General features: G+C 45.5%; 24 protein-coding genes. 17 read left to right on the top strand and 7 right to left on the bottom strand.

Features of this window, described 5'->3' with window-relative positions; genetic code table 11:
• Positions 1-15 precede the first annotated feature (15 nt).
• The 6 genes from ACLWBB_RS18920 to ACLWBB_RS18895 are packed head-to-tail and all read left to right on the top strand — an operon-like array spanning position 16 to position 5,791.
• On the top strand, positions 16-579 hold the full coding sequence (locus ACLWBB_RS18920) for a DUF4442 domain-containing protein (protein ID WP_413289131.1): 564 nt from the start codon (positions 16-18) through the stop codon (positions 577-579).
• 9 nt (positions 580-588) lie between these two features.
• Positions 589-2,196, top strand: a complete 1,608-nt coding sequence (locus ACLWBB_RS18915; RefSeq protein ID WP_413289130.1) for a carboxyl transferase domain-containing protein — start codon at positions 589-591, stop codon at positions 2,194-2,196.
• 2 nt (positions 2,197-2,198) lie between these two features.
• Positions 2,199-2,978, top strand: coding sequence for an enoyl-CoA hydratase-related protein (locus ACLWBB_RS18910; RefSeq protein ID WP_413289129.1), 780 nt, complete (start codon positions 2,199-2,201; stop codon positions 2,976-2,978).
• A complete protein-coding gene (locus ACLWBB_RS18905) occupies positions 2,978-4,468 on the top strand; it encodes an acetyl/propionyl/methylcrotonyl-CoA carboxylase subunit alpha (protein ID WP_413289128.1) in 1,491 nt (496 codons plus the stop codon). Before ACLWBB_RS18910 ends, ACLWBB_RS18905 begins: the two co-directional genes overlap by 1 nt.
• Entirely contained in the window at positions 4,468-4,845 is a 378-nt protein-coding gene (locus ACLWBB_RS18900) for an acetyl-CoA carboxylase biotin carboxyl carrier protein subunit (protein ID WP_413289127.1), read from the top strand. The genes ACLWBB_RS18905 and ACLWBB_RS18900 overlap by 1 nt, the downstream gene beginning before the upstream one ends.
• Positions 4,846-4,858: 13 nt before the next feature.
• Positions 4,859-5,791: a hydroxymethylglutaryl-CoA lyase gene (locus tag ACLWBB_RS18895; protein ID WP_413289126.1), complete on the top strand. Its 933-nt coding sequence runs from the start codon at positions 4,859-4,861 to the stop codon at positions 5,789-5,791.
• Here ACLWBB_RS18895 and ACLWBB_RS18890 read toward each other — a convergent pair.
• Positions 5,788-6,315 (bottom strand): hypothetical protein, encoded by a 528-nt coding sequence (locus ACLWBB_RS18890; protein ID WP_413289125.1) that lies wholly within the window; start codon positions 6,313-6,315, stop codon positions 5,788-5,790. The genes ACLWBB_RS18895 and ACLWBB_RS18890 overlap by 4 nt on opposite strands.
• A 185-nt stretch (positions 6,316-6,500) precedes the next feature.
• On the opposite strand from ACLWBB_RS18890, the gene ACLWBB_RS18885 reads away from it, so the two are divergent.
• The gene (locus ACLWBB_RS18885) at positions 6,501-7,967 is read left to right on the top strand and encodes a hypothetical protein (RefSeq protein ID WP_413289124.1); all 1,467 of its coding nucleotides are present in this window, start codon (positions 6,501-6,503) and stop codon (positions 7,965-7,967) included.
• Positions 7,968-8,004: 37 nt separating this feature from the next.
• On the opposite strand, the gene ACLWBB_RS18880 is transcribed toward ACLWBB_RS18885, so the two are convergent.
• Entirely contained in the window at positions 8,005-9,867 is a 1,863-nt protein-coding gene (locus tag ACLWBB_RS18880; RefSeq protein WP_413289123.1) for a hypothetical protein, read from the bottom strand.
• 262 nt (positions 9,868-10,129) lie between these two features.
• On the opposite strand from ACLWBB_RS18880, the gene ACLWBB_RS18875 reads away from it, so the two are divergent.
• Both ACLWBB_RS18875 and ACLWBB_RS18870 read left to right on the top strand, forming a co-directional pair.
• The gene (locus ACLWBB_RS18875) at positions 10,130-10,765 is read left to right on the top strand and encodes a hypothetical protein (protein ID WP_413289122.1); all 636 of its coding nucleotides are present in this window, start codon (positions 10,130-10,132) and stop codon (positions 10,763-10,765) included.
• A gap of 160 nt (positions 10,766-10,925) precedes the next feature.
• Positions 10,926-11,342 (top strand): hypothetical protein, encoded by a 417-nt coding sequence (locus tag ACLWBB_RS18870; protein ID WP_413289121.1) that lies wholly within the window; start codon positions 10,926-10,928, stop codon positions 11,340-11,342.
• Here the strand turns inward: ACLWBB_RS18870 and ACLWBB_RS18865 are convergent.
• Both ACLWBB_RS18865 and ACLWBB_RS18860 read right to left on the bottom strand, forming a co-directional pair.
• A complete protein-coding gene (locus ACLWBB_RS18865; RefSeq protein ID WP_413289120.1) occupies positions 11,326-12,498 on the bottom strand; it encodes a hypothetical protein in 1,173 nt (390 codons plus the stop codon). The two genes, ACLWBB_RS18870 and ACLWBB_RS18865, sit on opposite strands and share 17 nt — an antisense overlap.
• On the bottom strand, positions 12,499-13,026 hold the full coding sequence (locus ACLWBB_RS18860) for a peroxiredoxin (RefSeq protein WP_413289119.1): 528 nt from the start codon (positions 13,024-13,026) through the stop codon (positions 12,499-12,501).
• A gap of 115 nt (positions 13,027-13,141) precedes the next feature.
• On the opposite strand from ACLWBB_RS18860, the gene ACLWBB_RS18855 reads away from it, so the two are divergent.
• A complete protein-coding gene (locus tag ACLWBB_RS18855; protein ID WP_413289118.1) occupies positions 13,142-13,909 on the top strand; it encodes an exodeoxyribonuclease III in 768 nt (255 codons plus the stop codon).
• 10 nt (positions 13,910-13,919) lie between these two features.
• Positions 13,920-14,501 carry an FxsA family protein gene (locus ACLWBB_RS18850; protein ID WP_413289117.1) on the top strand — a complete coding sequence of 194 codons (582 nt, stop codon included), beginning with the start codon at positions 13,920-13,922 and terminating at the stop codon, positions 14,499-14,501.
• A gap of 2 nt (positions 14,502-14,503) precedes the next feature.
• Here ACLWBB_RS18850 and ACLWBB_RS18845 read toward each other — a convergent pair whose 3' ends face one another.
• Entirely contained in the window at positions 14,504-15,802 is a 1,299-nt protein-coding gene (locus ACLWBB_RS18845) for a penicillin-binding transpeptidase domain-containing protein (protein WP_413289116.1), read from the bottom strand.
• A gap of 161 nt (positions 15,803-15,963) precedes the next feature.
• Here ACLWBB_RS18845 and ACLWBB_RS18840 point away from each other — a divergent pair, with 161 nt between their 5' ends.
• From ACLWBB_RS18840 to ACLWBB_RS18830, 3 genes are all read left to right on the top strand, one after another.
• Positions 15,964-16,572, top strand: coding sequence for a TetR/AcrR family transcriptional regulator (locus tag ACLWBB_RS18840; protein ID WP_413289115.1), 609 nt, complete (start codon positions 15,964-15,966; stop codon positions 16,570-16,572).
• A 113-nt stretch (positions 16,573-16,685) separates the two neighbouring features.
• The gene (locus tag ACLWBB_RS18835) at positions 16,686-17,051 is read left to right on the top strand and encodes a hypothetical protein (RefSeq protein WP_413289114.1); all 366 of its coding nucleotides are present in this window, start codon (positions 16,686-16,688) and stop codon (positions 17,049-17,051) included.
• 550 nt (positions 17,052-17,601) lie between these two features.
• The gene (locus tag ACLWBB_RS18830) at positions 17,602-17,976 is read left to right on the top strand and encodes a TraR/DksA family transcriptional regulator (RefSeq protein ID WP_413289113.1); all 375 of its coding nucleotides are present in this window, start codon (positions 17,602-17,604) and stop codon (positions 17,974-17,976) included.
• 92 nt (positions 17,977-18,068) lie between these two features.
• Here the strand turns inward: ACLWBB_RS18830 and ACLWBB_RS18825 are convergent, their stop codons facing one another.
• Positions 18,069-18,926, bottom strand: coding sequence for an EamA family transporter (locus tag ACLWBB_RS18825; protein ID WP_413289112.1), 858 nt, complete (start codon positions 18,924-18,926; stop codon positions 18,069-18,071).
• Positions 18,926-19,978 carry an agmatinase family protein gene (locus ACLWBB_RS18820; RefSeq protein WP_413289111.1) on the bottom strand — a complete coding sequence of 351 codons (1,053 nt, stop codon included), beginning with the start codon at positions 19,976-19,978 and terminating at the stop codon, positions 18,926-18,928. The genes ACLWBB_RS18825 and ACLWBB_RS18820 overlap by 1 nt, the downstream gene beginning before the upstream one ends.
• Positions 19,979-20,167: 189 nt before the next feature.
• Here ACLWBB_RS18820 and ACLWBB_RS18815 point away from each other — a divergent pair, with 189 nt between their 5' ends.
• From ACLWBB_RS18815 to ACLWBB_RS18805, 3 genes are read left to right on the top strand one after another with little or no spacing between them, the layout of a single operon-like run.
• Entirely contained in the window at positions 20,168-21,793 is a 1,626-nt protein-coding gene (locus ACLWBB_RS18815) for a peptide-binding protein (protein WP_413289110.1), read from the top strand.
• Positions 21,794-21,813: 20 nt separating this feature from the next.
• Positions 21,814-22,842, top strand: a complete 1,029-nt coding sequence (locus ACLWBB_RS18810; RefSeq protein WP_413289109.1) for an ABC transporter permease subunit — start codon at positions 21,814-21,816, stop codon at positions 22,840-22,842.
• Positions 22,839-23,876: an ABC transporter permease subunit gene (locus ACLWBB_RS18805; RefSeq protein ID WP_413289108.1), complete on the top strand. Its 1,038-nt coding sequence runs from the start codon at positions 22,839-22,841 to the stop codon at positions 23,874-23,876. Before ACLWBB_RS18810 ends, ACLWBB_RS18805 begins: the two co-directional genes overlap by 4 nt.
• Positions 23,877-23,890 lie beyond the last annotated feature (14 nt).

Genomic DNA, 23,890 nt, shown 5'->3' with positions numbered 1-23,890 from the left:
GAAAAAGGAGGCTGCATGCTTTCAACATTTCGTAAAAATCTTGAGAAAAATCTAAAGGACCGTGGTTTGAGTCTTCGCCCTACGGATCTTGCCGCTTTGGTCGAAGGGGTTGCCCCGAAATCTTCGCGCGCGGCGCTCAGTTACGCTTTGGATTTTCTGCGTCCTTTTTCGGCAGGCATGGGTTTTAGAGTGACTCGCTTGTCGGACCGTCATGTCGAACTGGTCATTCCAGCGCGTAGACGAAATCAAGACGAAGATGGACGTATTCACGAGGGAGCCCTTTTAACGGGAGCTCTCGAAGCTGCGCGCCTTTTGTGGCTGCGTCACGCACCCCTTGGAGATTTTAGAGTTCATCTGAAACAGAGCCAATTCCATGTTGTGCAAGATTATACAGGCGACATTCGTGTGCGTATGGAGCTTCCGGAAATGCAATGTGAAAATGTGCTGGCACAAATTCGCAGTCATCAGATTGCTGAGACTGATGTGGCTTTGCACTTTTATGATGAGAAAGAAAAGTCGGTGGCTGAAGCCACGATGACCTTGCAGCTAAAACACGTTCCTGGCTTGAATGCACCTTAAGGAGTTTTTGTGGAAGTGATTGAAAGTCTAGTAGATAGCGGATCCGGTGATTTTAAAGCCAATACAGAAGCTATGATGACTCATGTTCAAGAGTGGCGTGCTCGTGTCGACCAAGTAAAACTTGGCGGTGGAGAAGACGCTCTTAAAAAACACAAGTCTCGCGGAAAACTCACAGCGCGCGAGCGTATCGAAGCTCTTTTAGATCCAGGCAGTGCATTCTTGGAGTTCTCAACTTTGGCTGCTTGGGAAATGTATGAAGGCCAAGCTCCTGCTGCTGGTGTGATCACCGGGATTGGCGTGATTCACGGAGTAGAATGTGTGATTGTTGCCAACGATGCGACTGTGAAGGGTGGAACTTACTTCCCGATGACAGTGAAGAAGCATCTGCGTGCGCAAGAGATTGCGATGGAAAACGGTTTGCCTTGTATTTACCTGGTCGACTCTGGTGGCGCGTTCTTGCCACTTCAAGCAAAAGTTTTCCCGGATCGCGATCATTTCGGAAGAATTTTTTATAACCAAGCTCGCATGAGTGCTCAGAACATTCCGCAGATTTCTGTGGTGATGGGCTCTTGCACGGCGGGTGGCGCTTACGTTCCTGCGATGAGTGATGAAAACGTCATCGTGAAAGACAACGGGACTATTTTCTTGGGTGGTCCGCCACTTGTGAAAGCTGCAACTGGTGAAGTCGTTGATGCGCAGGATTTGGGTGGAGCGAAAGTTCACTGTGAAGTGAGCGGCGTCACGGATCACTTCGCGGAAGATGATCAGCACGCCATTGAAATTACACGTTCGATTGTTGCGCATCTGAATCACCGTCGCAAGGTGACGCTAAAGACATTGCCAGTGATTGAACCTTTGTACGATGCCCATGAAATTTACGGCATTATTCCAAAAGACTCTCGTATTCCATTTGATGTCCGTGAAGTGATCGCGCGTATCGTGGATGGTTCTCGTTTGCATGAGTTCAAACCGACTTACGGTAAAACATTGGTAACGGGCTTTGCGCACATCTGGGGAATGCCTGTCGGGATTATCGCGAACAATGGCGTTCTTTTCAGTGAAAGTGCCTTGAAGGCGGCTCACTTTATCGAGCTTTGCGAACAGCGTGAAATACCTTTGATTTTCCTTCAGAACATCACGGGTTTCATGGTTGGTAAAAAATATGAAAATGAAGGCATCGCAAAACACGGTGCTAAGATGGTGATGGCAGTTTCTAATGCGCGCGTGCCGAAGTTCACGGTTGTGATCGGCGGTTCTTACGGTGCTGGAAACTATGGTATGTGCGGACGCGCGTTCCAACCTCGTCAGCTTTGGATGTGGCCAAATGCGCGCATCAGTGTGATGGGTGGCGAACAGGCTTCTAATGTTTTGTTGACCGTGAAGTTGGATCAGATGGCTGCAAAAGGCCAGACCATGACTCCAGAGCAACAGACTGAATTCAAACGTCCAACTCTTGAAAAATATGAACATGAAAGCTCTGCGTACTATTCTTCAGCGCGTATTTGGGATGATGGCATCATCGATCCTGTTGATACACGTCGTGTGTTGGCTTTAGGAATCGCAGCGAGCCTTAACAAAGATTGGGGCCCGCAAACTCAGGGCGTCTTCAGGATGTAATTATGTCTTTTGTGGAAATCAAAGAAGCGGCTCATGTCGCTTACGTAAAATTGAATCGTCCAGATATCCGTAACGCTTTTGATCCAAGCATGATTGCGGATATCACAAAAGCTTTCATCGAACTAGAAAAGCGTCAAGATGTGCGTGCCATCGTTTTGCAAGGTGAAGGCAAAGTCTTCTGCGCAGGCGCGGATCTGAACTGGATGCGCGAAATGGTCAGCTATACACTTGAACAAAACAAAGAGGACTCTTTGAAGCTGTTCGGGATGTTTGAAGCTATTGCCAAATGTTCACTTCCGGTGATTGGTCTTGTTCAAGGCGCCGCTTTTGGCGGGGCTCTTGGTTTGGTTGCTTGTTGTGACTATGTGATGGCAGACCCACAGACGCAGTTTTGTTTCAGCGAAGTGAAGCTGGGTATTGCACCGGCCGTGATCAGTGCTTTCATCAATCGTAAAGCGACACCGGGTAAGGTTCGTCACTTTATGATGTCGGGCACAGTGTTTAACTCGCAACAGGCGTTGGATGCGGGTCTTGTGAATGAAATCGCTGCAAATACGGATTTCACAACACGTCTAGAGCATATTTTAAAACAGTATAAAGAGTGCGGACCAGAAGCGGTTCGTGAAACAAAAAAGTTACTCAACGATATTCCTGAACTTTCTTGGGCTGATCAGCGTAAGCGCACCAGTCAATTGATTTCCGAGCGCCGTGTAAGTGCTGAGGGCCAAGAAGGACTCAAGAGTTTTCTGGAAAAACGTTCACCCTCTTGGAGAAACTCCTAATGAAAAAGTTTAAAAGAATCGCCATCGCCAACCGTGGTGAAGTGGCTGTTCGTATTATCAAAGCGTGTGAAGAATTGGGAATCGAGACTGTTCTGTTGCACTCTGAAGTAGATATTCAATCCCGCGCCTACAGAATGGCGACGAAAACTGTTTGTATCGGTCCCGCAGAAACTGCGAAGAGCTATTTGAATATTGCAGCCAATATCGAAGGCGCTTTGGCTGGTGGTGCTGAAGCGATTCATCCAGGTTTTGGTTTCTTGTCAGAGAACGCAGATTTTGCCGAAGCTTGTGACAAAGCTGGTTTGGTCTTCATCGGTCCTTCAGCAAAAGCGATTCGTGCCTTGGGTGATAAAGTTCACTGTAAAGAACTTGCGAAAAAAGCAGGTCTGCCATTGGTGCCTGGATACGAAGGTGAGCAACAAGAAATTTCACGCTTGATGGCGGAGGCAGAGAAGATTGGCTTCCCTGTGATCGTAAAAGCGGCTGCCGGTGGCGGTGGCCGTGGTATGAAGTTGATCACTCAGATGAGTGATGCTCGTGAGTTGATTGAATCTGCTCAGCGTGAAGCGTTGTCGGCATTTGGCTCTGCAAAAGTTTTCATTGAAAAGTACTTAGATCGCGCGAAACACATTGAGTTTCAAATTTTCGGAGACTCTACGGGCCAAGTGGTGCATTTCTTTGACCGCGAATGCTCTGTGCAACGTCGTCATCAAAAAATTATTGAAGAGGCGACTTCTCCATCTTTGACAGACGATCTTCGTCGTCGCATGGGGGAAGCCGCTGTTGCGATTGCTCAGCTTGGTAAATACAAAGGCGCTGGTACTGTTGAGTTCTTATTACAAGACGGAGAGTTTTACCTATTAGAAGTAAACACACGTTTGCAAGTAGAACATCCAGTGACTGAAATGGTTTTGGGTGTGGATTTGGTAAAAGCGCAAATCCTGACAGCTCAAGGCGAGTTTGTCTTTAATCCTCAGCAGATGCGTGTACCGCACGGTCACTCCATCGAGTGCCGTATTTACGCTGAGAATCCATACTTGGGTGGAGTGCCTAGCACCGGTAAACTTGGTAAAGTGGATTGGCCAGAAGGCCCAGGTCGTCGTTATGAGTACGGCTTTGAAGACGGTGATGAAATCACGCCATTCTATGACCCGATGATCGCAAAAGTGATTGTTTGGGATGAAAGTCGTCCGCGTGCGATTCAAAAAATGATCCGTGTTTTGAAGGAATCGACGGTATTTGGTGTTCACACCAATATTCCTTATTTGATTGAGATCTTGAGCCACAAAGAATTTGTGAATGGCACAATGACCACTCGATTTATCGAGACTTACTTCAAAGATCCAATCCCTCAGCCGGAATTATCAGAAGTAGAGAAACAAATTGTTGAAGCCGCATTGAAGCAAGCTCGTGGTGGTGCAGTCACTGCAACTGTAGGGCTAGGTCAGGAAATGAATTCACCGTGGCAGTCATACTGGAGAGGCATCTAATGGAAATCAAAATTCGTCATCAAGGTGTAGATCATAAAGCGGAAGCCCAAGTGATTAAAGATACTCTGTGGGTGCACTTCAACGGCCGTACATTTGCTGTGGATGCTCAACCTCAATCGCGTCGCCGTAAGAAGGCCGGTGCGGGCGCTTCTTCAGACACGGTCCTGGCCCCAATGCCAGGAAAAGTAACCAAGATTTTGGTGAATGTAGGCCAGGAAATCACGAAAGGCCAAGCCGTGCTAGTGATGGAAGCGATGAAAATGGAGTATACTTTGAAAGCGGAAATCGCTGGAAAGATTGCTCAGATCGAGTGTAAGACCGGCGACCAGGTGGTTTTAGGAAAAACCATGGTGAAGATCGAGCCTGCAAAAGCTTAAGAAGAGTAGAGAGATGGCAGTTAAAAAAGTCACAATCGTAGAAATGGGTCTGAGAGATGGACTTCAAAACGAAAAAGTAGTTTTGAGTACCCAAGCTCGTCTTGAAATTTTGCAAAAACTTTTAGACATCGGGGCTCGTCGTATCGAGATTGGGGCTTTCGTATCTCCGCAGTGGGTGCCGCAAATGGCAGGCTCTGCAGAGGTCACTAAAGCCGCATTAGAGTTGCAAAAAAGTAAGAAAATTCCAAAAGGCACGGAGTTTTCTGTACTGGTACCGAATGAAAAGGGCATGTTGATGGCCATTGAAAGCGGTATCAAAGAAGTGGCAATCTTTGCCGCTGCCAGCGAATCTTTCTCGAAGAAAAATATCAATTGTACTATCGAAGAAAGTTTTGAGCGTTTTAAGCCCGTGATGGCTTTGGCGAAAAAACACAAAATCAAAGTTCGCGGCTATTTGAGCACGTGTTTTGGTTGCCCATTTGAAGGAAAAGTTTCTGAAGCCAAAGTTATTCAATTGGCAAAGCGTCTTCATCAGATTGGCTGCTATGAAATTTCGATTGGTGATACCATCGGCGTAGCTGATCCAATGCAAGTTGAGAGAATCTTTAAAAAGCTTAAAAAAGTCGTACCAGTCAAAAAACTTGCGGCACACTTTCATGATACACGCGGAACCGCGCTTGCGAATATTCTAGAAGCTTATCAATTGGGTGTTCGTGTATTTGATGCGAGTGTTGGTGGTTTGGGCGGTTGCCCTTATGCTCCGGGCGCTGCTGGTAATGTTTCTACTGAAGACGTCGCTTACATGTTCCATGGTATGGGTGTAAAGACGGGACTTGATATCGAAAAGATGGTCGCCATGAATCCTTGGCTGACCGAGAAAATTCAGCACACCCTGCCTACCAAAGTAGGCAAGGTGGGCTTTTTAAAACCACTCGGAAAAATTTAAGAGTTCGCGCGGGCTTCGTCGCGAACTCTTGCGCGAACCGCCGAACGTACACGTGAACGTGCTTGTGCGCGTCTCAGAACTGATCCGGGGCGAGCCACTCTTGATCTGCTGCGAACTGCAGTTCCACGACGTCCAGAAGCTCTTACTGTAGAGCGTGCCGAAACACGTGGTTTACTACGACCAGATGAAGATCTTGCCGCGGCTTTTGCAATAGCTTTTGCTTTAAATAGCTTCAGCTGTCTTTCGAAGCGGCGCTGAGAATCTTCCATTAGCGACATCTTCAATTGAATCTTGTGAGGACCGCCTACTCCCAAACGGCTGCGTTTGGAGGCCGCACTCATGCGTTTGTAGTTGTCGCGATGCTTTTGGAAAGCTCTGCGAGACAGTAAAATTTGACGCTTCAATTGTGCTTCAGAGAGATTTTTGATCTCTTCTGGCGAGCTCAGATTAACGATGTTGCATTCGCCTTTGGTGCAAATACTACGGGCGTCTCTGCGAGCTGCTCTCAAGCTGGTTGTTCTCATGTTGTTTCCTTTCGTGTTTAGGGAGTTCTTATTTTTAGAAAGGTTCCTTTCGATAGTTATACGATTGGAATAAGAATTCAGGAAATGGTCTGCGTCTTGCAACTCATCCAGAACTTATGAATCAACGTTGGCTCTTACCAGCTTTAGTGACCACTTTTTGCGTACTTACGCTCGGGATGCTCTATATGTCCCGGAAGCCACTCTGTATTGATTCCAAGGTTGTAGATAGAATTGACAGGGGGACCGAGAGCGTTTTCAAGTGCTCGGCCAATCGCCATGTGCCCTTTAGCAGCTATTTCGCCGAGAAATTGCCTGGGATCGAAGCCCGCGTTCAGCAGGTCGAAAGCTTTATTCAGACCCTGGCGCCTTATAAAACGGGCGTCCGTCTGGTGATTCTAAAGAATAAGCCCCAGTACTTCCTTGTGACCAAAGATATTATCTACATCGGCGAACCGATGTTGGAAACTCGTGGGCACCTCGAAAAAGCGTTGATGAAGTTTTGGTACCGCGAAAACGTGCAGCATCTTTTTGCGTATGAGAGTCTGTTTGAAGAGGTCTACACAGATTTTTTAATGTATCTGGCAAAAGGCCATCTTAAAATTGAAGACCCATTCCGAGGTGTTCGTACCAAAATCGGGGGCTCGCGTTGGCCTCACGTTTTGAAGTCCATGCAGTCTTACTGCCAATCGCCTTGGAAGAACTCTGAGCACTATCAATTCTGTGCGCAAATGCAAAGGCAGGATTCTCCACTTAAGGATCAAATTCTTGAACTGAGTCTTCGTCCAATCCTTGTATCCAGCTGGATCGAGTCTTATCAGGATTTAAGCTTCAGAGAACAATATCAATTGGTTCGTAACTTGCGTGAAATGATCGCCGGAGACCATGTTCCAGAGCTTCCTTTGGTGAAAACCGGAGGCCTCGTGCCACAGAGTGCTCCATTGCTAGAGGCCTCTGAAGCTGTTAAAAATATCAGTAACTTCTTGATGAGCTCGGTGCTTGCAAAAACCTCTGAAGCACACCGCGTTTTCGTAACGTTGGTCGCGAACAACCTTAGCCGCTATGGATACAACGACGCTTTGGGCGGGATCTATTTCGATATGCTTGTTATCAGTGATAGCAAGATCGACCCGAAATCTGAGCAGTTTAAGCATTTTGTGGCGTTGTCTAAACAGAACCCGCGCACAAAGATGGCTATTAAAGATCCAGACAATCTTTGGATGCTTCCGTCAATTTATCCAATTCATTGGAAATCAATGGAGTCTTTGCACGCCAATCGTATCGTGTACAGCAAGTGTGGCAGTTACGATTTTAACTTCGTATGGCAGTTTGCTGTAGCCACTGAGAAACTGATGATTCTGAATGCCTGCAAAGATCAAAAGATCAATTTGGCGGGATATCTCAAGAACGGTGCAGAGTCTTTCGGCGAGCAGAACAAGAATATTCCATTTATCCAGTTCCACATTCCATCATTGATGATGCGTAAAGATCAGCTCAGTAACGTCGACGATGTGTACGAGCTCGTAAGTCGTCGCGAGATCGACAATCCTGTCTTCCAGAGCCTAGGTTGGCAAAAGCTAATGTGGAGTGAAAAAGCTCAGGCTTATCAGCCAAAGTCGTTTATAGACGGCATCGAATGGTTCAAGACTCAATAGAGATAACTAAACGTCGTCTCTGGTTAGCTGGAGACGACTAGATGTCGTCTCTGTGCCCATCAACAATCGTGAGAAGTTTTGAGTAGAGATCGGGGCGTACTGCTGGTACGCCGGCTTTGTGCTTGTGGTGACGGCTGATCGGAGCCTCTGGCAAATCCATATGGTCGTGGATAAAGCGATCTACGATTTTTTGGATTTGATCATGAGACAAACCACGTTTTTTCTCGTTTAAAACCGCTTCAACGATCTCAATCAAAGCATTACCGGTAATGCGCTTTTCAGAGTTCAGAATCTGAGCACGTGTTGAAATTCCTTTTAGAATATTCTCAGGGCGGCCTTTGCCGGCAGCCAAAGTGACCAGTTCTTTATAGTAAGTTTGGAACTTAAGGATCGCGATTTTTTGTTTCTGACCCATTTTCGCATCTTTGGCTTTGCCAAAGGTCGACATAATGGCCTTAAAGAATTCAGTCTCTGGCATTTGGCCTTTGAGGCTATCTTTCGATTGCAGGAAGTACTGAGGCAAAGTACCCAAGATATTACGCATATTGAAGAGGGCCGGGTGGTTAACACCATCTGCGACTTTTACTTGAGTACCGCTGACTTTTGCGCGCTCAAAGTAATTGAAGATATTTTCAAAGTTCTGGAAAGTGTCTGTCTTTGCTTTCGTGATGTTTTCGCGTTGGATCTGATTGAAACCCATGCGGAACAACAGGCGCTCTTCACGGTATTTGATAAATAACTTATCGAACTTCAAAGCCACAGGATGGTTCGCAAAGGCTTTCAAAGGTTTTTTCTTTTCAGTTTTTAGGTAATCTGTCATTTGGATGAACACTTGAACGATCAAACGGGCTTTCATGCGTTGTTCATTTAAGTTCGTCGAGAATCTTTCGACGTCATCATAGCGATATTTGTCGTGTCGGATACCGAATTGGCGAACACTTCCGTAGTCAATGATGCCGGCATCTGCAAGGACGTTGTCGCCATCCCAATCAAGCCATGCAAAGACATAGTCGATATCCAGTTTTGCCGTAAAGTTAGCAAAAGCATCGCAAACAAGCTCGGTCATTTCTTCGTAAGATGCGACCGTGCCCAATTTAGATTTTATGTGCCATTTTTTATTTAGCACCTGACGCTGAATAAAGTAGTTTGTCGCGGCTTTGAGTTCCGCGTGACGTTCTTGCTTCAAGTATAAGAACAAGTGCGCTGGACGAATCAGATTCGGAGCTGCACGCACGCCAATGCCGTAACCGCGACCAAGGTCGATGATACAAAGCACGCGCTCGGTGTTGATACCTTGTAAGTGCATGATCTCGGCTAATATCGCAGCTCCTAAGAGCTCATCGATCTCAGCCAGTCCACAACCATAACCAAAAGCAGTATCACCAGTTTTTAACGGACGATTTGCTTCAACAGCACCCGGAGCCAAACAAGTAACACCAGTACCGCGGCTCGAAACATCCCAAGTCAAACCACGGTGTTGAATAGTTCCATTCCAAATACCACGACCATCACCAGAAGTTTTACCTTGTTTGTTACTGTGCTGAAGTTGCAAGTAACGAGTCGCCATGAATTTATTTGGCAGAATGCTTTCAGGTGGAATGCGACGTTTGTTGATTTCGTCGTACTCGTTGATAATTTGAATAGAGAAAGTTTCAACGAGTTTGTTTTCAAGTTCCTCAGTCATCTCGTGAGGATGTTGAGAGTCGATCAAGCCCATTTCTTTTGCGAGAACAAAATTGAAGTAGGCAACTTTACCTGTATTAAGGCGGCGCACGCGGTAGGCAACGAAACCTTCGGGGACCTGTTCCATCCAGGGATGACGACCATCCAACTTGCCAAAAGCTGTATAAAAATTCTCTGATTCCTGAGATCTTTTGGCTGCCGAGGTTTTTATTCGCATCGCTAAGTCAGTCCTTTATGAAGATTCTTTAGTCGATACCTATATCGGCTGAATGTCTGTGTACTTAAATGAGACACGTATATTCTAGACCAGAGTCTGGAAGAAAAAATGAATATACGTTTTAGTGTCGACAGCATCGCCATGATTATATTTTACGCATTAAATAAAAAATTCTAGAACTAATTTTTCGTTTTAAGCGTGTTCTTCTCATCTTTAGTCGGCCTTCGAATTGCACGATAAGTAAATGTCGGAGGAAACCACCGTGAAATCTGTGCTGACGCTCATTTTTGGTACAACAGTTCTATTCGCGACTATCACCCAAGCAGAGAGAAAAGAGTTCTTATCAGGTTTGATGAAGCTCAGTTTCACCGAAGCCCCAATGTGTGAGGGACGTCCAGAGTTCATTACAGAGGTTCGCCCTGAAATCATCGGCGGCTTCGAAAAGCTCCCGCAACTGGTACTGGTAGCAAACGAAGCTGAATATTATGTGGAAACGAAAAACTCTGACAACGGTTTGAAAATCCATTCATATCAATCGTTCACAGCAACAAGCCCAAAAGAAAAATCTAAGATCGTGTGTGGCTCTTCAAAGAACGCTGAAGCCTTCAGATCTTCTTTGTTTGCGCCAACGTTGATTGATACAACAGCGACAAAAAAAGTCGGACAGAGCTTGTGGCAATTTCAAATGCTTGCAGATAAAGAAGGTTTTTCTGTTTGGAACAAACGCAGCCTAGCTTACTCAGAAAACGAAAGCTTGGAAAAAGCTCTGATGAAGTTTGGTGGTCGTTATCGTATCTATCAACTAGGTAAAAACCAATACGAAGTCGTTGTTTCTAAAGACAGTGCAGATGTGACTCAGTACTTGTCTATCAAGTACGACGCTGTGAAGTCCCTCTAAAAATTGCCACGATGACCTATCCTTTTCATAGGGAACGTTCGTTCCTTTCTCCGGCCTATGCCTAAAACTTTGCCATGCAAGATCCATTTTATGGTCTCTAGGGGCCAGCATAGATGTTGCTTCTAATAGAGCGGACCGTTTTAACTAAAAGGATAGTGTTATGAAAAAGCTTTTAATTGCAATGGCGGCTTTGATGGCCTGCCAAGCTCAAGCAGGATGGCTTAAAACGGAAAAGGAATTCTTCAGCGCGAAAGTAGTTTGCGTAAACCAAAAACAACCCGAGGTTATTCTCGAAAGAACCATGTTGGATTCAAAGCGTAAGAGCAATGATCCATTTATCATGGAAGTCGATGGAACTGGGTTCTGGCCTCAACTCGTTGGCCAAAATAAAATCATGTTTGTAAAAGAAGCTAATAATACAGGCGACTGGAAGAGAATCGATTTCGGTACTTCTAAGTCTTCTTCGTATATTAGAGATGAAGCATACACCATGAACAACGGTGAGACTTATCTCTGCAGTATTGAAATGGGTAAGTACTTAGACTCTGCTCCGATTTCAATCATCCCTGCGTTCTAAACTCGACACAGCCAAAACCACCCAGGGGTGTGCGCAGATTCGTGACCTGCCCCTGGTAAAGTCTTGCTGTGATCATTTGCAAACGTCCTTGATAGGCGTAGCAACGAAGATCATATTTGAAAGCTTGATCACCGGTTGGCGTTGGAAACGTTTGTTCGCTCGCGGGCACGTATTCCTGAGCGATCACATCCTGTCCTATCAGTTCATCAAAGGCCTTACGACTGATAGACGCCCCTTTGTAGGATTGCTTTGAACCAAAGGCATTCTTTGGTTTAAAGAAGTAACCCTTACGTTGCCCCCAAACCTCATCTTTATTGCCATGTTCAAGGCTCTTGCTGGCAGGAACCACTTGATGGATCACCGCTTGGTCCTCAGTGCTGACTTGCCACTTGGCGAGGTTCTCAGCTTGGGTCCAATCAATCATGCGTTGCTTGTCGGCTAAAAGAAAATACTCAAATGGGTTTGGCGAAAAGCAGCTGTCCTTGTTTTGGAAAGCCTTTTTGAGAGTTGCGCTTTCGGGACCTTCTAAAAAGAAGTCCGTGTGGCGATTATAGATAAAATCAACGTCCGTCGGATTTACATCGCGGAAATCTTGGATTTGGGATTTCCATCCCCATTGGCTGAATAACTCTTGATAAACTAAGAACTCGATAAAGAGTCTTTGTTCTGGGGGCTTTTCATCAATGATAGAAACCTTGAGCGGACCAGATGGGGTTTTTCCTAAGAGGCGAACTTCGGTTTCGATATCTTTGCGAAGCTCGTCCATTGAAAAGTCCTTCACTGGAAGAGCTTTGCCAAAGGATTTATACATCTCGCAGCCTAACGCCAGAAACGAAGCATTCGTATTCACTTCAATGAGCTTGATTTGATGATCGGCAGTGACGTGAAAGTCATAGCTCATACAAATAGACTTGTTGCCAGGATCAGGAATGTTTCTTTGATCAAGGTCAGAGCGGTAAGAGTTGATGTAGTTCTGGTTTTCACGCAAGCGAAATAGAACTTCGACGGCTTTTTGCGCCTGTCTCAAAACCGATTCAGGCAGTTGAATGGTGAACGGAGAAAGCAAGTTCTCGGACACCAAAGTTTCCAGGGGTTGATTTTGCAAGCCCGGAAACGATTTTTTCAACTGCGCAAGAAAGTCGGTTCTAGTTTTCATCTATTTCAGAGTAACTACGTGTTGATCGCCTTTTTTCCAGCCAGCACCGCAGAGCTCGCCGCTTTGGAGGCCCTGAAGGACGCGCAAAACTTCTTTAGCGTCGCGGCCAACAGCGGTGTTATGAATACCCATGTATTGAATATTTTGATCTGGATCGATAATGAAAGTTCCGCGAGTCGCGATACCGCGGTCTTCAAGCAGAACCCCGAAATCCTTAGAGATGCGTTTTGTAAGATCTGCGATCAATGGATACCCAAGATTGCCAAGATCGTCTCTGAGCCATCTTTTGTGAGAATGCACAGAATCTACGCTGGCGCCGACAATCACCGCATTTGCTTTAGCAAAGTCTGGCAAGAATTCACGAAACTGAGTCAGCTCAGTCGGGCAAACGAATGTAAAGTCGAGAGGATAGAAGAACAAAACAGTCCACTTACCTTTGTAGTCAGAAAGAGAAATATTTTTGATTTCGCCGCCATCAAAAACAGCTTGAGTGGAAAATTGTGGAGCTGGTTGACCGATCATTGGCATTGTATATCTCCTTGCCTACATCGGGCTCATAATGCTCGATGTTAATGCTTGTTCTTCGTGTTCGATACTCTAATTGTTGCTAGAACTTTTTGCAGCAAGAGAGCGAGGGGTCAAAATGAAAATCATCTCATGGAATCTGAATGGCATTCGTGCTTGTTATAAAAAGGGCTTGGCGGACTTTGTGAAAACAGAGAAGCCTGATATTTTTTGCGTTCAGGAAACAAAAGCTCATATAGATCAGGTCGAAGAAGAAGCTCGTCACTTGGGGTATAAGCATTACTATTGGTCGTCGGCGGTTCGCAAAGGTTACTCGGGTGTTGCTACATTTACGAATGTGGAACCTGCCCACAATAATATCGGTTGGGGGCAAACAGAATATTCCTCAGAAGGGCGTATCGTGATGACAGATCATGGTTCGTTCGACCTCTACAATATTTACTTTCCGAACGGCGGCTCTGGCGACGAACGCCACCACTTCAAACAGAAATTCTTGAAGGACTTGAATGTTCATCTGAAAGAAAAATTGAGCAAGGGTCGCGAGATCGTTGTCGTCGGTGATTACAACGTCGCTCATAAAGAGATTGATGTATATGATCCTAAACGCCTTTCTACAGAAAGCGGTTTCTTACCGGAAGAGCGCGCGTGGTTTGATTCTTTCTTGGCATTAGGCTTTATCGATACATTCAGACATTTTCATCCGGATGCAGCCAAACGTTATTCATGGTGGTCGTATCGTGAATTGGCACGAATTCCGAACCGTGGGTGGAGAATTGATTACATCTGTGTTTCAAAAGGTTTGGAAAAATCTTTGGTGTCTGCGGATATCTTAGATCAAGTAGAAGGCTCCGATCACTGTCCAGTGGTTGCGACTCTGAAGGTTTAAAGGAGACAGCATGTTTTTCATTCCACTTCCCATAGTGATTTTGGAAGTTCTGGCTTTTACAACCTTCCTGCATTTTTTTAATTTTTGGGATGTGTTCTTAGGCTATCTGCTTCCCAGCTTTTTAGGAGCTGTGATGTTTTCATTAACTGGTCGAAGTATGATGATGGCCATGCAAGTGGGTTTTGCGCAGGGACAATTGCCGGGCGATCGTATGCTTCATCGCGGAGCGATCTTGCTTGGCAGCATTTTTCTGATCATTCCGATGTTCACAACACGCGTGCTGGCGGTGTTTTTAATATTGCCGTTGTTCCGACATTTGTCGGTTTTTATTTTTAAAACATACATCTTTAAACGCTTATCGAATTCACGCTTTAGTTTTGTCCGCGGTTTCCCTGGAGGTTTCGGAGGAACACAGGCGGGGGGCTTTGGTGGTGCGAGGACTTACAGCAATCGTGGGCCATTTCCTTTTGAGGAAGAGGCTCGTCACGAGCGTGATGCCGAAGTCGTGAACGTCACGCCTCTTGAAATCACACATACTAAAATTGTCGATGAAGAGACTCCGAAGAAGAAAGACGATTCTTCGGAGAGTTAAAACTAGTTACGGCCAGCTGCTGGCGTAGAAGAAGAGATCATTCGGTCTTGAATGATAGGGCCGAAGAACTTCTTAAACATGTTCTTACCCAGCTCTGCAGATTTCACAGTCCATTTTTCTTTATTAATAGAAACAGCTGCGATTGCGACACGATTTGTATCGTCCATAGCGTAACCCACAAACCAATCCACACGGCCACGAGGATTCTCACCAGTTAAGTGTCCGGTTTTTCCACCCATCTCGATCGTTTTAAATTTCTTATTGCGAACAAGATTTCTGAAAGACTTGCGAGAAGTACCTGCAGTCACGGTTTCTTCCATCAACTCACGAACTTTCATAGCAGACTCTGCTGTCATGATGTGACCGTTGTCCAGAGTTTCTGCGTGGTAGAGGCTTTGGCCTTGATCGTCTTTCATGTTTTCAACCAAGTAAGGAATCACCATTTTGCCTTCGTTCGCAACGGCTGCGGCGATCATCGCGCCTTGAACGGGGCTCATGCGATTGGTTTTATTAAAACCAGAGGCAACTTCGGTCAGTTCAAAACTTCTTTCAGGCGGAACATATGCGACACCCATTTCAATCGGGAAGTCCGCAGGGATTTCTTGATTGAACATAAAACGATTCGCGTAATCATTGATATCGACAGGATGAAGCGTTTCAAGACTCAAGCGACCGAACGCCGTGTTGATAGAACGAGCGAAGGCTTCCTTTAGAGTAATAGCACGAGTCCACTTGTTCACTTTGTCGGACATCACATTTTTTCGGTACAGAGTGTAGTTCCCGCCGTTGAAGTGGATCTTATGCTGCGGAGATACTCCGGCTTTATCCACAGCCGCTGTTGCGGTTACGACTTTAAATACGGAAGCCGCTGGGAAATTAGACTTTAAATTCCAGTTTTCAGCGTTAGGATCATCTTTTTGGAAGCTCGTCATCGCTAATACTCTTCCAGAAACCGCATCCATCATGAAGATGGCGGCGTAGTCTGGTTTATATGTTCTCAAGAGCTTTTCAGCTTCTTTTTGCAATTCACCATCGATGCTGAGTTTCAGTTGAGCTTTAACGGGTTTTCCGTCCCACTCCATTTCCATATTCTCTGGTAACTTATTACTGCGAATGGCGCTGCCAATGCCTTTCGAGATTTCTACGCGCTGTTCGAGTTGGCTTTTCAGTTTGTCTTCACGAACGGTTTCTTCACCTGAATTGGTTCTAAAAAAGAGAAATGCGCACGCCATCATGGCAACAGGAATTAATAGGAATTTTAAAGACTTAGAACGTGCATCGCTGCGTGATTTTAACTTCATTCATTCAGTCTAACACCAGATTTCCTCGACAAACAAGGCCTGCGGCAGTTTCTGTCTGATAAAGAGATATTTTGTCTCCAGACCAAGGACTGGAAAACCATGCTGCAAGCACCTTCGAAAGCTAGTGACACTGAAGCAAAAAAATAATATTTCAATTAGCGATGAAAACCAAAGAGCGCATTCTACTCACGTCCATTGATCTTTTTAATCGCAGCGGAGTTGTCGCTGTCACGACAAATCACATAGCAAAAGCTATGGATATCAGTCCCGGCAATTTGTATTTCCACTACGACAATAAAGAAGAAATCATCATCGAGTTGTTCAAGCGCATGTGCAAAGAGACATATCAAATTTGGCGCTTCCGCAAAGGCAGCAGCAAAAATCCTTTGGCATTCATTGATGAAAATTTCGAGCTCTACTGGAAGTATCGTTTCTTCCATCGTGAGATGTACTCTTTGCGCCGCAAAGATATTGCGTTGGCAAATATGTGGCGTAATCACGTACAAAAAATGATGAAGCTGATGGAAGTTCTTTATCGTCGTTGGGTGCGTGAAGGCAAAATGGTTCAAATTAAAGACGCTGATGAAATGCAATACATCTCGGAAACTCTTCTCGCGATGGCGACGACCTTCTTGCAATTCTTTGAAAGTGCCGAGAAGACCCCGGGCAAACGCAGTGTCGAGCGCGGAAAGCGCCATTTGGCGCGCTTACTGTGGCCATACACAGCTGGCGAATCCAAAGACGAGTTTGAAAAATTTCTCCGAGGATAACAAAAAACGTCCTCTAAAACCCCTCTAAAATCGATCTGAGCCTCATTTCAAGTGGCAAGGCCCTTGCTTTAGTTCCCGACATGCCATGGGGGCATCTTAGAGGAGTCTCAGCGATGACAAAGTTATTAGGGTCTTTAATTGTAATCACAGGATGGATCACAAGTGCACAAGCTGCATCTCAATGTGCGGAAGTTGCCGAAGACCTTAAGGCTATGCAAAAGGCTCAGCAAAACATCTCTGACAGCCTGATTGGCAACCACTCTAGCTTTGCATCTATTTTGGAAGGTTACTCAGACACTCTTTCTACGAGTGCTACTTTGGGGCAGCCAGTAACTAAAGAAGCAGTGACGAACATGAATGAAAGCGCGAAGGCATTTCGTCTTCGTGGACAGAATGCTCAGAAACTCAATATTAAATTGAATCAGGCTTCAGATCAGGTGATCGCAAAAGCCATAGAGTGTTTGAAGTCCCGAAGATGATTTGTACTCTCGTGTTGGGGTTGTTCTTTTGAAATCTCCGACGGTATGTGGATCCTGTGGGGGGATCCTCTTTAAATCTCTGTAAACGCCGTCCGGAGATCCTTTTTTCTTTCTATATATATTCCGCTGAAAATTAGCATAGTTCCCGCCGCCAGAGCCCGAGAGGCTCTTCCTGATCTACTGATATCTAAAGGCCCTGCCGACAAACAGACAGTCTCAAAATGAGAAGCCATGGGGCCTCTCCATATATTAAGCCTGTTAAACACCCTTAGGGCTTAGCCAAGGTCCAGCTTTATAACGCGTTGCAAATTTGTAAGGAAATTTGGACGAATCTTAAATAGAATTTAAGAAGTAGCCACCTAAATTTAAGAGTGAAAACGTCCATTGCGGCGTTATTTTCATTTAAGGGGCTTTTTGTCTTTGGAATCAGTGAGTTATTTAATTTTAAGTTAATTTAAGATTTTCTCTTGCAAAAAATTCATGGCCGGTGATTAATAGGTCAGTTCCAAATTGGCACTTCGACGTTGAGGGAATAATCGAGGGGGTAGAGATGGCACAAACGCAAGTATCAGAAAAGCTGATCAGCGAATGCAGGCAGAAATTGGTTCAAGCGAAAGCGGAGATCCTTAATAGAGTTAAGGAAGCTCGTTTAAACTTGGATAACGACGATAAGGGAGGCGACGAAGCCGACCAAACCGTGCGAGTTCTGGCTGAAGCCGAGTTTTTAAATATGCACGAAAGACTTCGTGGACAGCTTTTCGAAATCGAAAGCGCTCTTGGACGCATCGAAAACGGAAGCTTTGGCTTCTGTGAAGAAACAGAAGAGCCGATCGAAGCTGAAAGACTTCGCGCGATTCCTTGGACTCGTCTGAGCATTGAAGGCGCAGAGATCCGCGAATCCGTGAACAAACGCTACGCTCGCTAGTAATAGCTCTTACGAGCTTTACCCCGATACTTAAGGCATTTATAGGCCGCGCTGAAGAAGCGCGGCTTTTTTTTGCCCAGAAACAGCGGGGACTAAATGTCAGTAGTGACGACGACTTCTTTGGCGGTCAATGTACTTCCTAAAGATGCAATCACGATACAGGCAATGGCTGCCATCTGAAAAACAGACAAATACTCTTTCAAGAAGACCGCTCCGGCCAAAGCTGCCAAGACGGGCTCAAGACTCATCAAGATCCCGAAGGTTTTGATAGGGATGCGCTTTAAAGAAATCATTTCTAAGGAATAAGGAATCGCACTGGAAAGAACGGCGACAGCAAGACCCAAAGGTAGGATCGTCATATCCAAAACCTTGGTTCCGGCATCGATCGCACCAAACGGGAAAGAAACAAGCGCGGCAAACACCATTCCCATCGTAGCACTTTGGCCGCCATGGGTGCCTTCACCAGCCTTTTTGCCAAAAACAATATAAAGAGCCCAAAATCCCCCGGCTGCTAATGCCAGCAAAGCACCTTTAAGATCGATACCGGCCGACGCTTCGGTTAAGGGAAGAATCAAGACGATGCCAACTCCCGCAAGAAGCGCCCATAAAAAATCCAGCACGCGGCGAGAAGCTAGCAAGGCCACCGCAAGAGGTCCCGTGAACTCAAGTCCAACCGCAATTCCCAATGGAATGTATTGCAGAGACAAATAGAAAAGTAGATTCATAAATCCAAGAGAAGCTCCGTACAAAGCGACTCTTTGCAGCTGCTGCTTTGTCCACACAGCTTTCCACGGACGCCAAATCGCTAGCAGAATGAGAGCTGCCAAAGACGTTCTTAAAAGAGTGACTCCGTTGGGTCCAACAAGGGGAAAGAGCTGCTTAGCAAGCGCGGCCCCCGATTGGATCGAGAGCATCGCCGCTATTAAAATAAGGATTGAAGAGATGTTCATTAGCGCTGGTTGGTTTTCACCAGCCAACCGCACAGTTTATAAAGCACGCGAGCGCCGACGTTGCCATCCCACTCGGCTTCTTCTTCGCCTCCTGTGGAAACTTCGTTCAAGTCAAAAGCGACGATCTTGCGGCCGCTTTTGTGAATCTCGTTAAAGAGATAGAAAACTTGATCGATGCTAAGGCCTCCAGGAACTGGAGTTCCTGTGCTTGGGCAGAATGCAGGATCAAGACCATCGATATCGAAAGAGATGTACACGTTTTGTGGCAACTCTTTCAAAATGTCTTGGCAAACTTGCGCCCAGCTTTCGCCCGCCAAAAGACGACGCTTTAACTCCATATCAAAGAACGTGCGGATGTCTTTACGGCTTTCGATGAAATCAAACTCTTCTTCACAGAAATCGCGAATGCCGATTTGAACTAGCTTTTTAGGGCGTTTATCGCCAGTCATCACGTTATACATGATCGAAGCGTGGGATTGAGTGAAACCCTGATATGCTTTGCGAAGATCCGCATGAGCATCGATGTGAAGAACACCAAAGTCTCCTTTGTATTCTTCAGCCACTGCTTGAATGGCACCCCATGGTGTTGAGTGATCTCCACCCACAAGTCCCAATAGCTTTTTATTTTTCAAAACAGATTTGCATTGATCAAAAACCCACGCTGTCATTTTTTCACAAGCAGCATTCACTTCAGCCGCCAGTTTGTCCATGCGAGCGGTGTCTTCGCTGAGGCTTGTGCGAAGACCGATAAGCTCTTGGGCTTTTTCTTTGTATTTATCGTTCATGTCTTTGAGCTCTTGTGGGAACTCGCGCATGAAGTAGCCGGACTCATAGGCCTTGCCGGTTTCGAAATCAAACAGATCGATCTGTTCACTGGCTTCACGAATGATGCGAGGACCATCAGAAGCGCCTCGGCCATAAGAAGTTGTCACTTCCCATGGTACGGGAACCAGGGTGACCAGAGATTCTTCCTCGGTTAGAGGAATTCCAAAGATGCCGAACTCGGAAGAAATGGTGGTAGTGGGGTCAAATTTGCTCTGAGTTTTATCCATAGTTTCTCCTTCGCAGAGTGAGCTCGCTTTATGGTCCTATTTTGCCAAAAAGAAAACATTTCATGATCATGCTTTTGCAGCGCATAAAATGAGCAATGGCTTGATTATTTTAGCGCTTTCCCTGATTTTAGGTCCACTTTAGGGTCCGTCGAGGTTCCCTAGTTAATACTTTCTTTGGAGGAAACAAAGATGAAAATGATGGGACAGTTCTTGGCCCTTGTTTTAGTTGTAGGACTTAGCTCACAAGCTTTGGCCGCAACCCCCAACGAAAACGCACCTCAAGGTGGCGTTTTTAACTTGAACCTAGGCGGTGAGCCTCCGACGTTGCATCCAGTATCTAGCACAGACACTTATGCGTCTGCAGTTCAAAGCTATGTAATGGATTCTTTGTTGGCTCGTGACACTGAAACTTATGAATGGAAATCCCGCATTGCTGAAAAGTGGGAAATCTCTAAAGACTCTAAGACTTTCACATTCCATCTTCGTAAAAACGTTCTTTTCCATGACGGTAAACCCGTTACTGCTGAAGACGTAAAATTCTCTTTCGACGCTATCTTCGAACCTGCTTACCAAGCAGCTCACTTGCGTCCTTACTACGAAGGTATCGCAAAAGTTGAAGTTGTTGATCCACAAACTGTGAAAGTGACTGCAAAAGACACTTACTTCAAAAACTTCGACGTTATCGCTGGTTTGACAATCATTCCTAAACACATCTACGGCGACGTTGAGAAGTCTAAAAAGATGACTCGTACTTTGATCGGTTGCGGCCCTTACAGCTTGGACAAATTCGAGCGTGGTCAATTGATCACTTTGAAGAAGTTCGACAAATGGTACGCTAAAGACGACAAAACTTGGAAAGGCGCTTACAACTTTGCGTCTATCAACATGCGTTTCTATAAAGAAGAAGCTGTGATTCTTGAGCGCGCTAAAAAAGGCGACCTTGATTACATCTCTCTTCGTGCAGAATCTTATGTGAAGAAGACTGAAGGCGCTCCTTGGGGCAAAACAATCTTCAAACACAAAGTTGAAAACTCTGCTCCTAAATCTTACGGTTTCGTAGGTTGGAATCTTCGTCGTGAACTTTTCCAAGATAAAAACGTTCGTGTTGCTTTGGCTCACTTGATGAACCGTGAAGAGATGAACAAAAAATTCCGTTTTGGAATGGCTGACTTGGCAACAGGTCCTACTTACGTGAAGAGCGAATATGCTGCTAAGAGCGTAAAGCCGATTCTTTTCGATCCAAAAACAGCAACTGACTTGTTTGCAAAAGCTGGTTGGAAAGACACTGATAAAGACGGTGTTCTTGATAAAACTGTTGGTGGAAAGAAGACTTCTTTCAAATTCACTTTGATCCATCCAAATAAAGACAACGAGAAGTACTGGACTATGTACCGCGAAGACCTCAAAAAGGCCGGCGTTGACATGGAAATCAAGTACCTTGAGTGGAACTCTTTCTTGAAATTGATGGACGAAGGCAACTTCGACGCCGTTTCTTTGGGCTGGGGTGGTGGAGACATCACTTGGGATCCAAAACAAATCTGGCACTCTGCAAGCGCAGTTCCAGGTGGCTCTAACTTCATCTATTACAAAAATCCAGAAGTGGACAAATTGATCGATGAAGCTCGTCAAACTCAAGACGAGAAAAAACGTATCAAACTTTTGAACAACGTTTACGAAAAGATCGCAGCTGATGCGCCTTACGTATTCATGTTCAACGACAAGTTCGACTTCTACGCAAACTCTGCGAAGGTTCAAATGCCTGCAGAGACTTTCAAATACGGCGTAGGTGTTGATTACTGGTGGACAAAACAATAGGACTTTAAGGAGTAGGGAACTTGCTCGTTTATCTGATCCGTCGTTTATTGCTGATGATCCCGACCTTCATTGGAATTACCTTGTTGACCTTCCTTGTGATCAACATGGCTCCAGGAAGTCCTATTGAACAGAAACTTCAAGCGATTCGCTTCGGCTCGAACATGGGCGGAGGCGAAGGCGGTAGTTCTGGTAGGCTTCGTGAATCCGGCGTTAGTGAAGAAGTTGTTGAGGCTCTTAAAAAGCAATACGGTTTTGATAAGCCTGTACACGTCCGTTACTTGATCTGGCTCAAAAATATCGCGCGCCTAGATTTTGGCGAGAGCTTTACTTATCAAGAGCCCGTAATGGACGTCATTATCAGTAAATTCCCAGTCTCCATGCAATTTGGTCTGACATCATTATTCCTGACCTATCTGGTGTGTATTCCCTTAGGCATGCGGATGGCTTTGAAGGCCGGAACGGTGTTTGACCGGGGAACGGGCCTTCTGCTGAATTTCACCTATGCGATTCCTCCGCTAGTATTAGGTATCTTTTTGATTACTGTCTTTGCTGGAAAATTGGACTGGTTTCCGATCGGAAGTTTGAAGTCCGATAACTATGATGAACTGACTTCTTGGGGACAGTTTGTAGATCGTATTCATCACTTTATCTTGCCTTTGACCTGTTACATGATTGGTGGTTTCACGACCCTTTCTTACTTGATGAGAAACTCCATGTTGGAAGTTATCAAGTCAGATTACGTTCGTACGGCACGTGCGAAAGGTGTTTCTGAAAAGAAGGTTATGTACAAGCATGCTTTGCGAAACGCATTGATTGCTCTTGTGCCTGGCGTGGCCGGTTTCTTCGGCGTTTTCCTAAGCGGCTCTTTGGTGATTGAGCGTATGTTCAATCTCGATGGTATGGGCTTGTTGGGTTATCAATCTTTGATGGTGCGTGATTATAACGTCATCATGGGTATTACCTTTGTTTCTTCTCTAATTCTTGTGTTTGGTCGTGTTTTCAGTGACATCGTGTATGTGCTGGTGGATCCAAGGATTGACTTCAAATGATGAACTTTGTTGAGAAGTACTTGATTCGTAGTGAACTGACTTTGAAGCGTTATCGCCGTTTCAAGCGCAATCGCGCAGCGGTGATTTCGGTTTTTGTTTTTGCATTCATGATCTTTGTTAGCTTTACCGCAGAATTTTGGGCCAATAGCAAACCGCACATGATGAGTTATCAAGGTCAGGTGTATTTTCCTTTGGTGAAAGACTACCATCCTTCTTTGTTCGGACGTACTGACATTCAGGTGATGGACTATCGCTCTTTGCAAATGGGCGAAAACGACTGGGCAATGTGGCCTGTGATCCAATGGGATCCTTACGAGAGTAACTCTGCGGTGGAGTCCTATCCAGCGCCTCCAACGAAATATAATCTTTTCGGAACAGACGATCGTGGTCGTGATGTCCTGACTCGTTTGCTTTATGGTTTCCGCTATACCTTTATATATGCTGTCGGCGTGTGGTTTCTGACTTACCTTATTGGTTGTGGGATCGGCGCAGGCATGGGTTATATGGGCGGAAGAGTAGATCTCATCGGCATGCGCTTGATCGAGGTTTTCGAGAGTATCCCGGCATTCTTCATCTTGATCACTTTGATCTCAATCTTTAAACCGAATATTTATTTGCTGGTTTTCTTCAGTATGTGTTTCGGTTGGACGGGGATTTCTCACTACATGCGTGGTCAGTTCCTAAGTCTTCGTAAGCGGGAATATGTTGAGGCTGCAAAAGCGATCGGTTCTACGCACAAGCGTGTGATTCTCAAACACATCATGCCGAATGCGCTGACTCCGATTATTACTTTGAGTCCTTTTGCTATCGCAGGAAATATCGAAAGCTTGTCTATCATGGATTACCTAGGACTAGGTCTTCCACCACCAACTCCAAGTTGGGGGGAATTGCTCGGACAAGCACAGAGCTATTTCACTACTGCAGAGTGGTTGGTTTGGGCTCCTTCTGGAGCGCTCGTGTTGACCATGACTTTGTTGATTAACATCAATCTTGCTGTTCGTGATGCCTTCGACGCGAAATCCGCGGTCGGCTAGGCTTCTTTCAAGAA

The sequence above is a fragment of the Bdellovibrio sp. HCB337 genome (genome assembly GCF_047302465.1).
Lineage (GTDB): Bacteria > Bdellovibrionota > Bdellovibrionia > Bdellovibrionales > Bdellovibrionaceae > JACMRP01.
This window is presented reverse-complemented; position numbering and strand designations above follow the sequence as displayed.

Coding starts and splice junctions, on each gene's coding strand:
- ACLWBB_RS18920 (WP_413289131.1), top strand. CDS start 16: ATGCTTTCAACATTTCGTAAAAATCTTGAGAAAAATCTAAAGGACCGT.
- ACLWBB_RS18910 (WP_413289129.1), top strand. CDS start 2,199: ATGTCTTTTGTGGAAATCAAAGAAGCGGCTCATGTCGCTTACGTAAAA.
- ACLWBB_RS18905 (WP_413289128.1), top strand. CDS start 2,978: ATGAAAAAGTTTAAAAGAATCGCCATCGCCAACCGTGGTGAAGTGGCT.
- ACLWBB_RS18900 (WP_413289127.1), top strand. CDS start 4,468: ATGGAAATCAAAATTCGTCATCAAGGTGTAGATCATAAAGCGGAAGCC.
- ACLWBB_RS18895 (WP_413289126.1), top strand. CDS start 4,859: ATGGCAGTTAAAAAAGTCACAATCGTAGAAATGGGTCTGAGAGATGGA.
- ACLWBB_RS18890 (WP_413289125.1), bottom strand. CDS start 6,315: ATGAGAACAACCAGCTTGAGAGCAGCTCGCAGAGACGCCCGTAGTATT.
- ACLWBB_RS18885 (WP_413289124.1), top strand. CDS start 6,501: ATGTCCCGGAAGCCACTCTGTATTGATTCCAAGGTTGTAGATAGAATT.
- ACLWBB_RS18880 (WP_413289123.1), bottom strand. CDS start 9,867: ATGCGAATAAAAACCTCGGCAGCCAAAAGATCTCAGGAATCAGAGAAT.
- ACLWBB_RS18870 (WP_413289121.1), top strand. CDS start 10,926: ATGAAAAAGCTTTTAATTGCAATGGCGGCTTTGATGGCCTGCCAAGCT.
- ACLWBB_RS18865 (WP_413289120.1), bottom strand. CDS start 12,498: ATGAAAACTAGAACCGACTTTCTTGCGCAGTTGAAAAAATCGTTTCCG.
- ACLWBB_RS18860 (WP_413289119.1), bottom strand. CDS start 13,026: ATGCCAATGATCGGTCAACCAGCTCCACAATTTTCCACTCAAGCTGTT.
- ACLWBB_RS18855 (WP_413289118.1), top strand. CDS start 13,142: ATGAAAATCATCTCATGGAATCTGAATGGCATTCGTGCTTGTTATAAA.
- ACLWBB_RS18850 (WP_413289117.1), top strand. CDS start 13,920: ATGTTTTTCATTCCACTTCCCATAGTGATTTTGGAAGTTCTGGCTTTT.
- ACLWBB_RS18845 (WP_413289116.1), bottom strand. CDS start 15,802: ATGAAGTTAAAATCACGCAGCGATGCACGTTCTAAGTCTTTAAAATTC.
- ACLWBB_RS18840 (WP_413289115.1), top strand. CDS start 15,964: ATGAAAACCAAAGAGCGCATTCTACTCACGTCCATTGATCTTTTTAAT.
- ACLWBB_RS18835 (WP_413289114.1), top strand. CDS start 16,686: ATGACAAAGTTATTAGGGTCTTTAATTGTAATCACAGGATGGATCACA.
- ACLWBB_RS18830 (WP_413289113.1), top strand. CDS start 17,602: ATGGCACAAACGCAAGTATCAGAAAAGCTGATCAGCGAATGCAGGCAG.
- ACLWBB_RS18825 (WP_413289112.1), bottom strand. CDS start 18,926: ATGAACATCTCTTCAATCCTTATTTTAATAGCGGCGATGCTCTCGATC.
- ACLWBB_RS18820 (WP_413289111.1), bottom strand. CDS start 19,978: ATGGATAAAACTCAGAGCAAATTTGACCCCACTACCACCATTTCTTCC.
- ACLWBB_RS18815 (WP_413289110.1), top strand. CDS start 20,168: ATGAAAATGATGGGACAGTTCTTGGCCCTTGTTTTAGTTGTAGGACTT.
- ACLWBB_RS18805 (WP_413289108.1), top strand. CDS start 22,839: ATGATGAACTTTGTTGAGAAGTACTTGATTCGTAGTGAACTGACTTTG.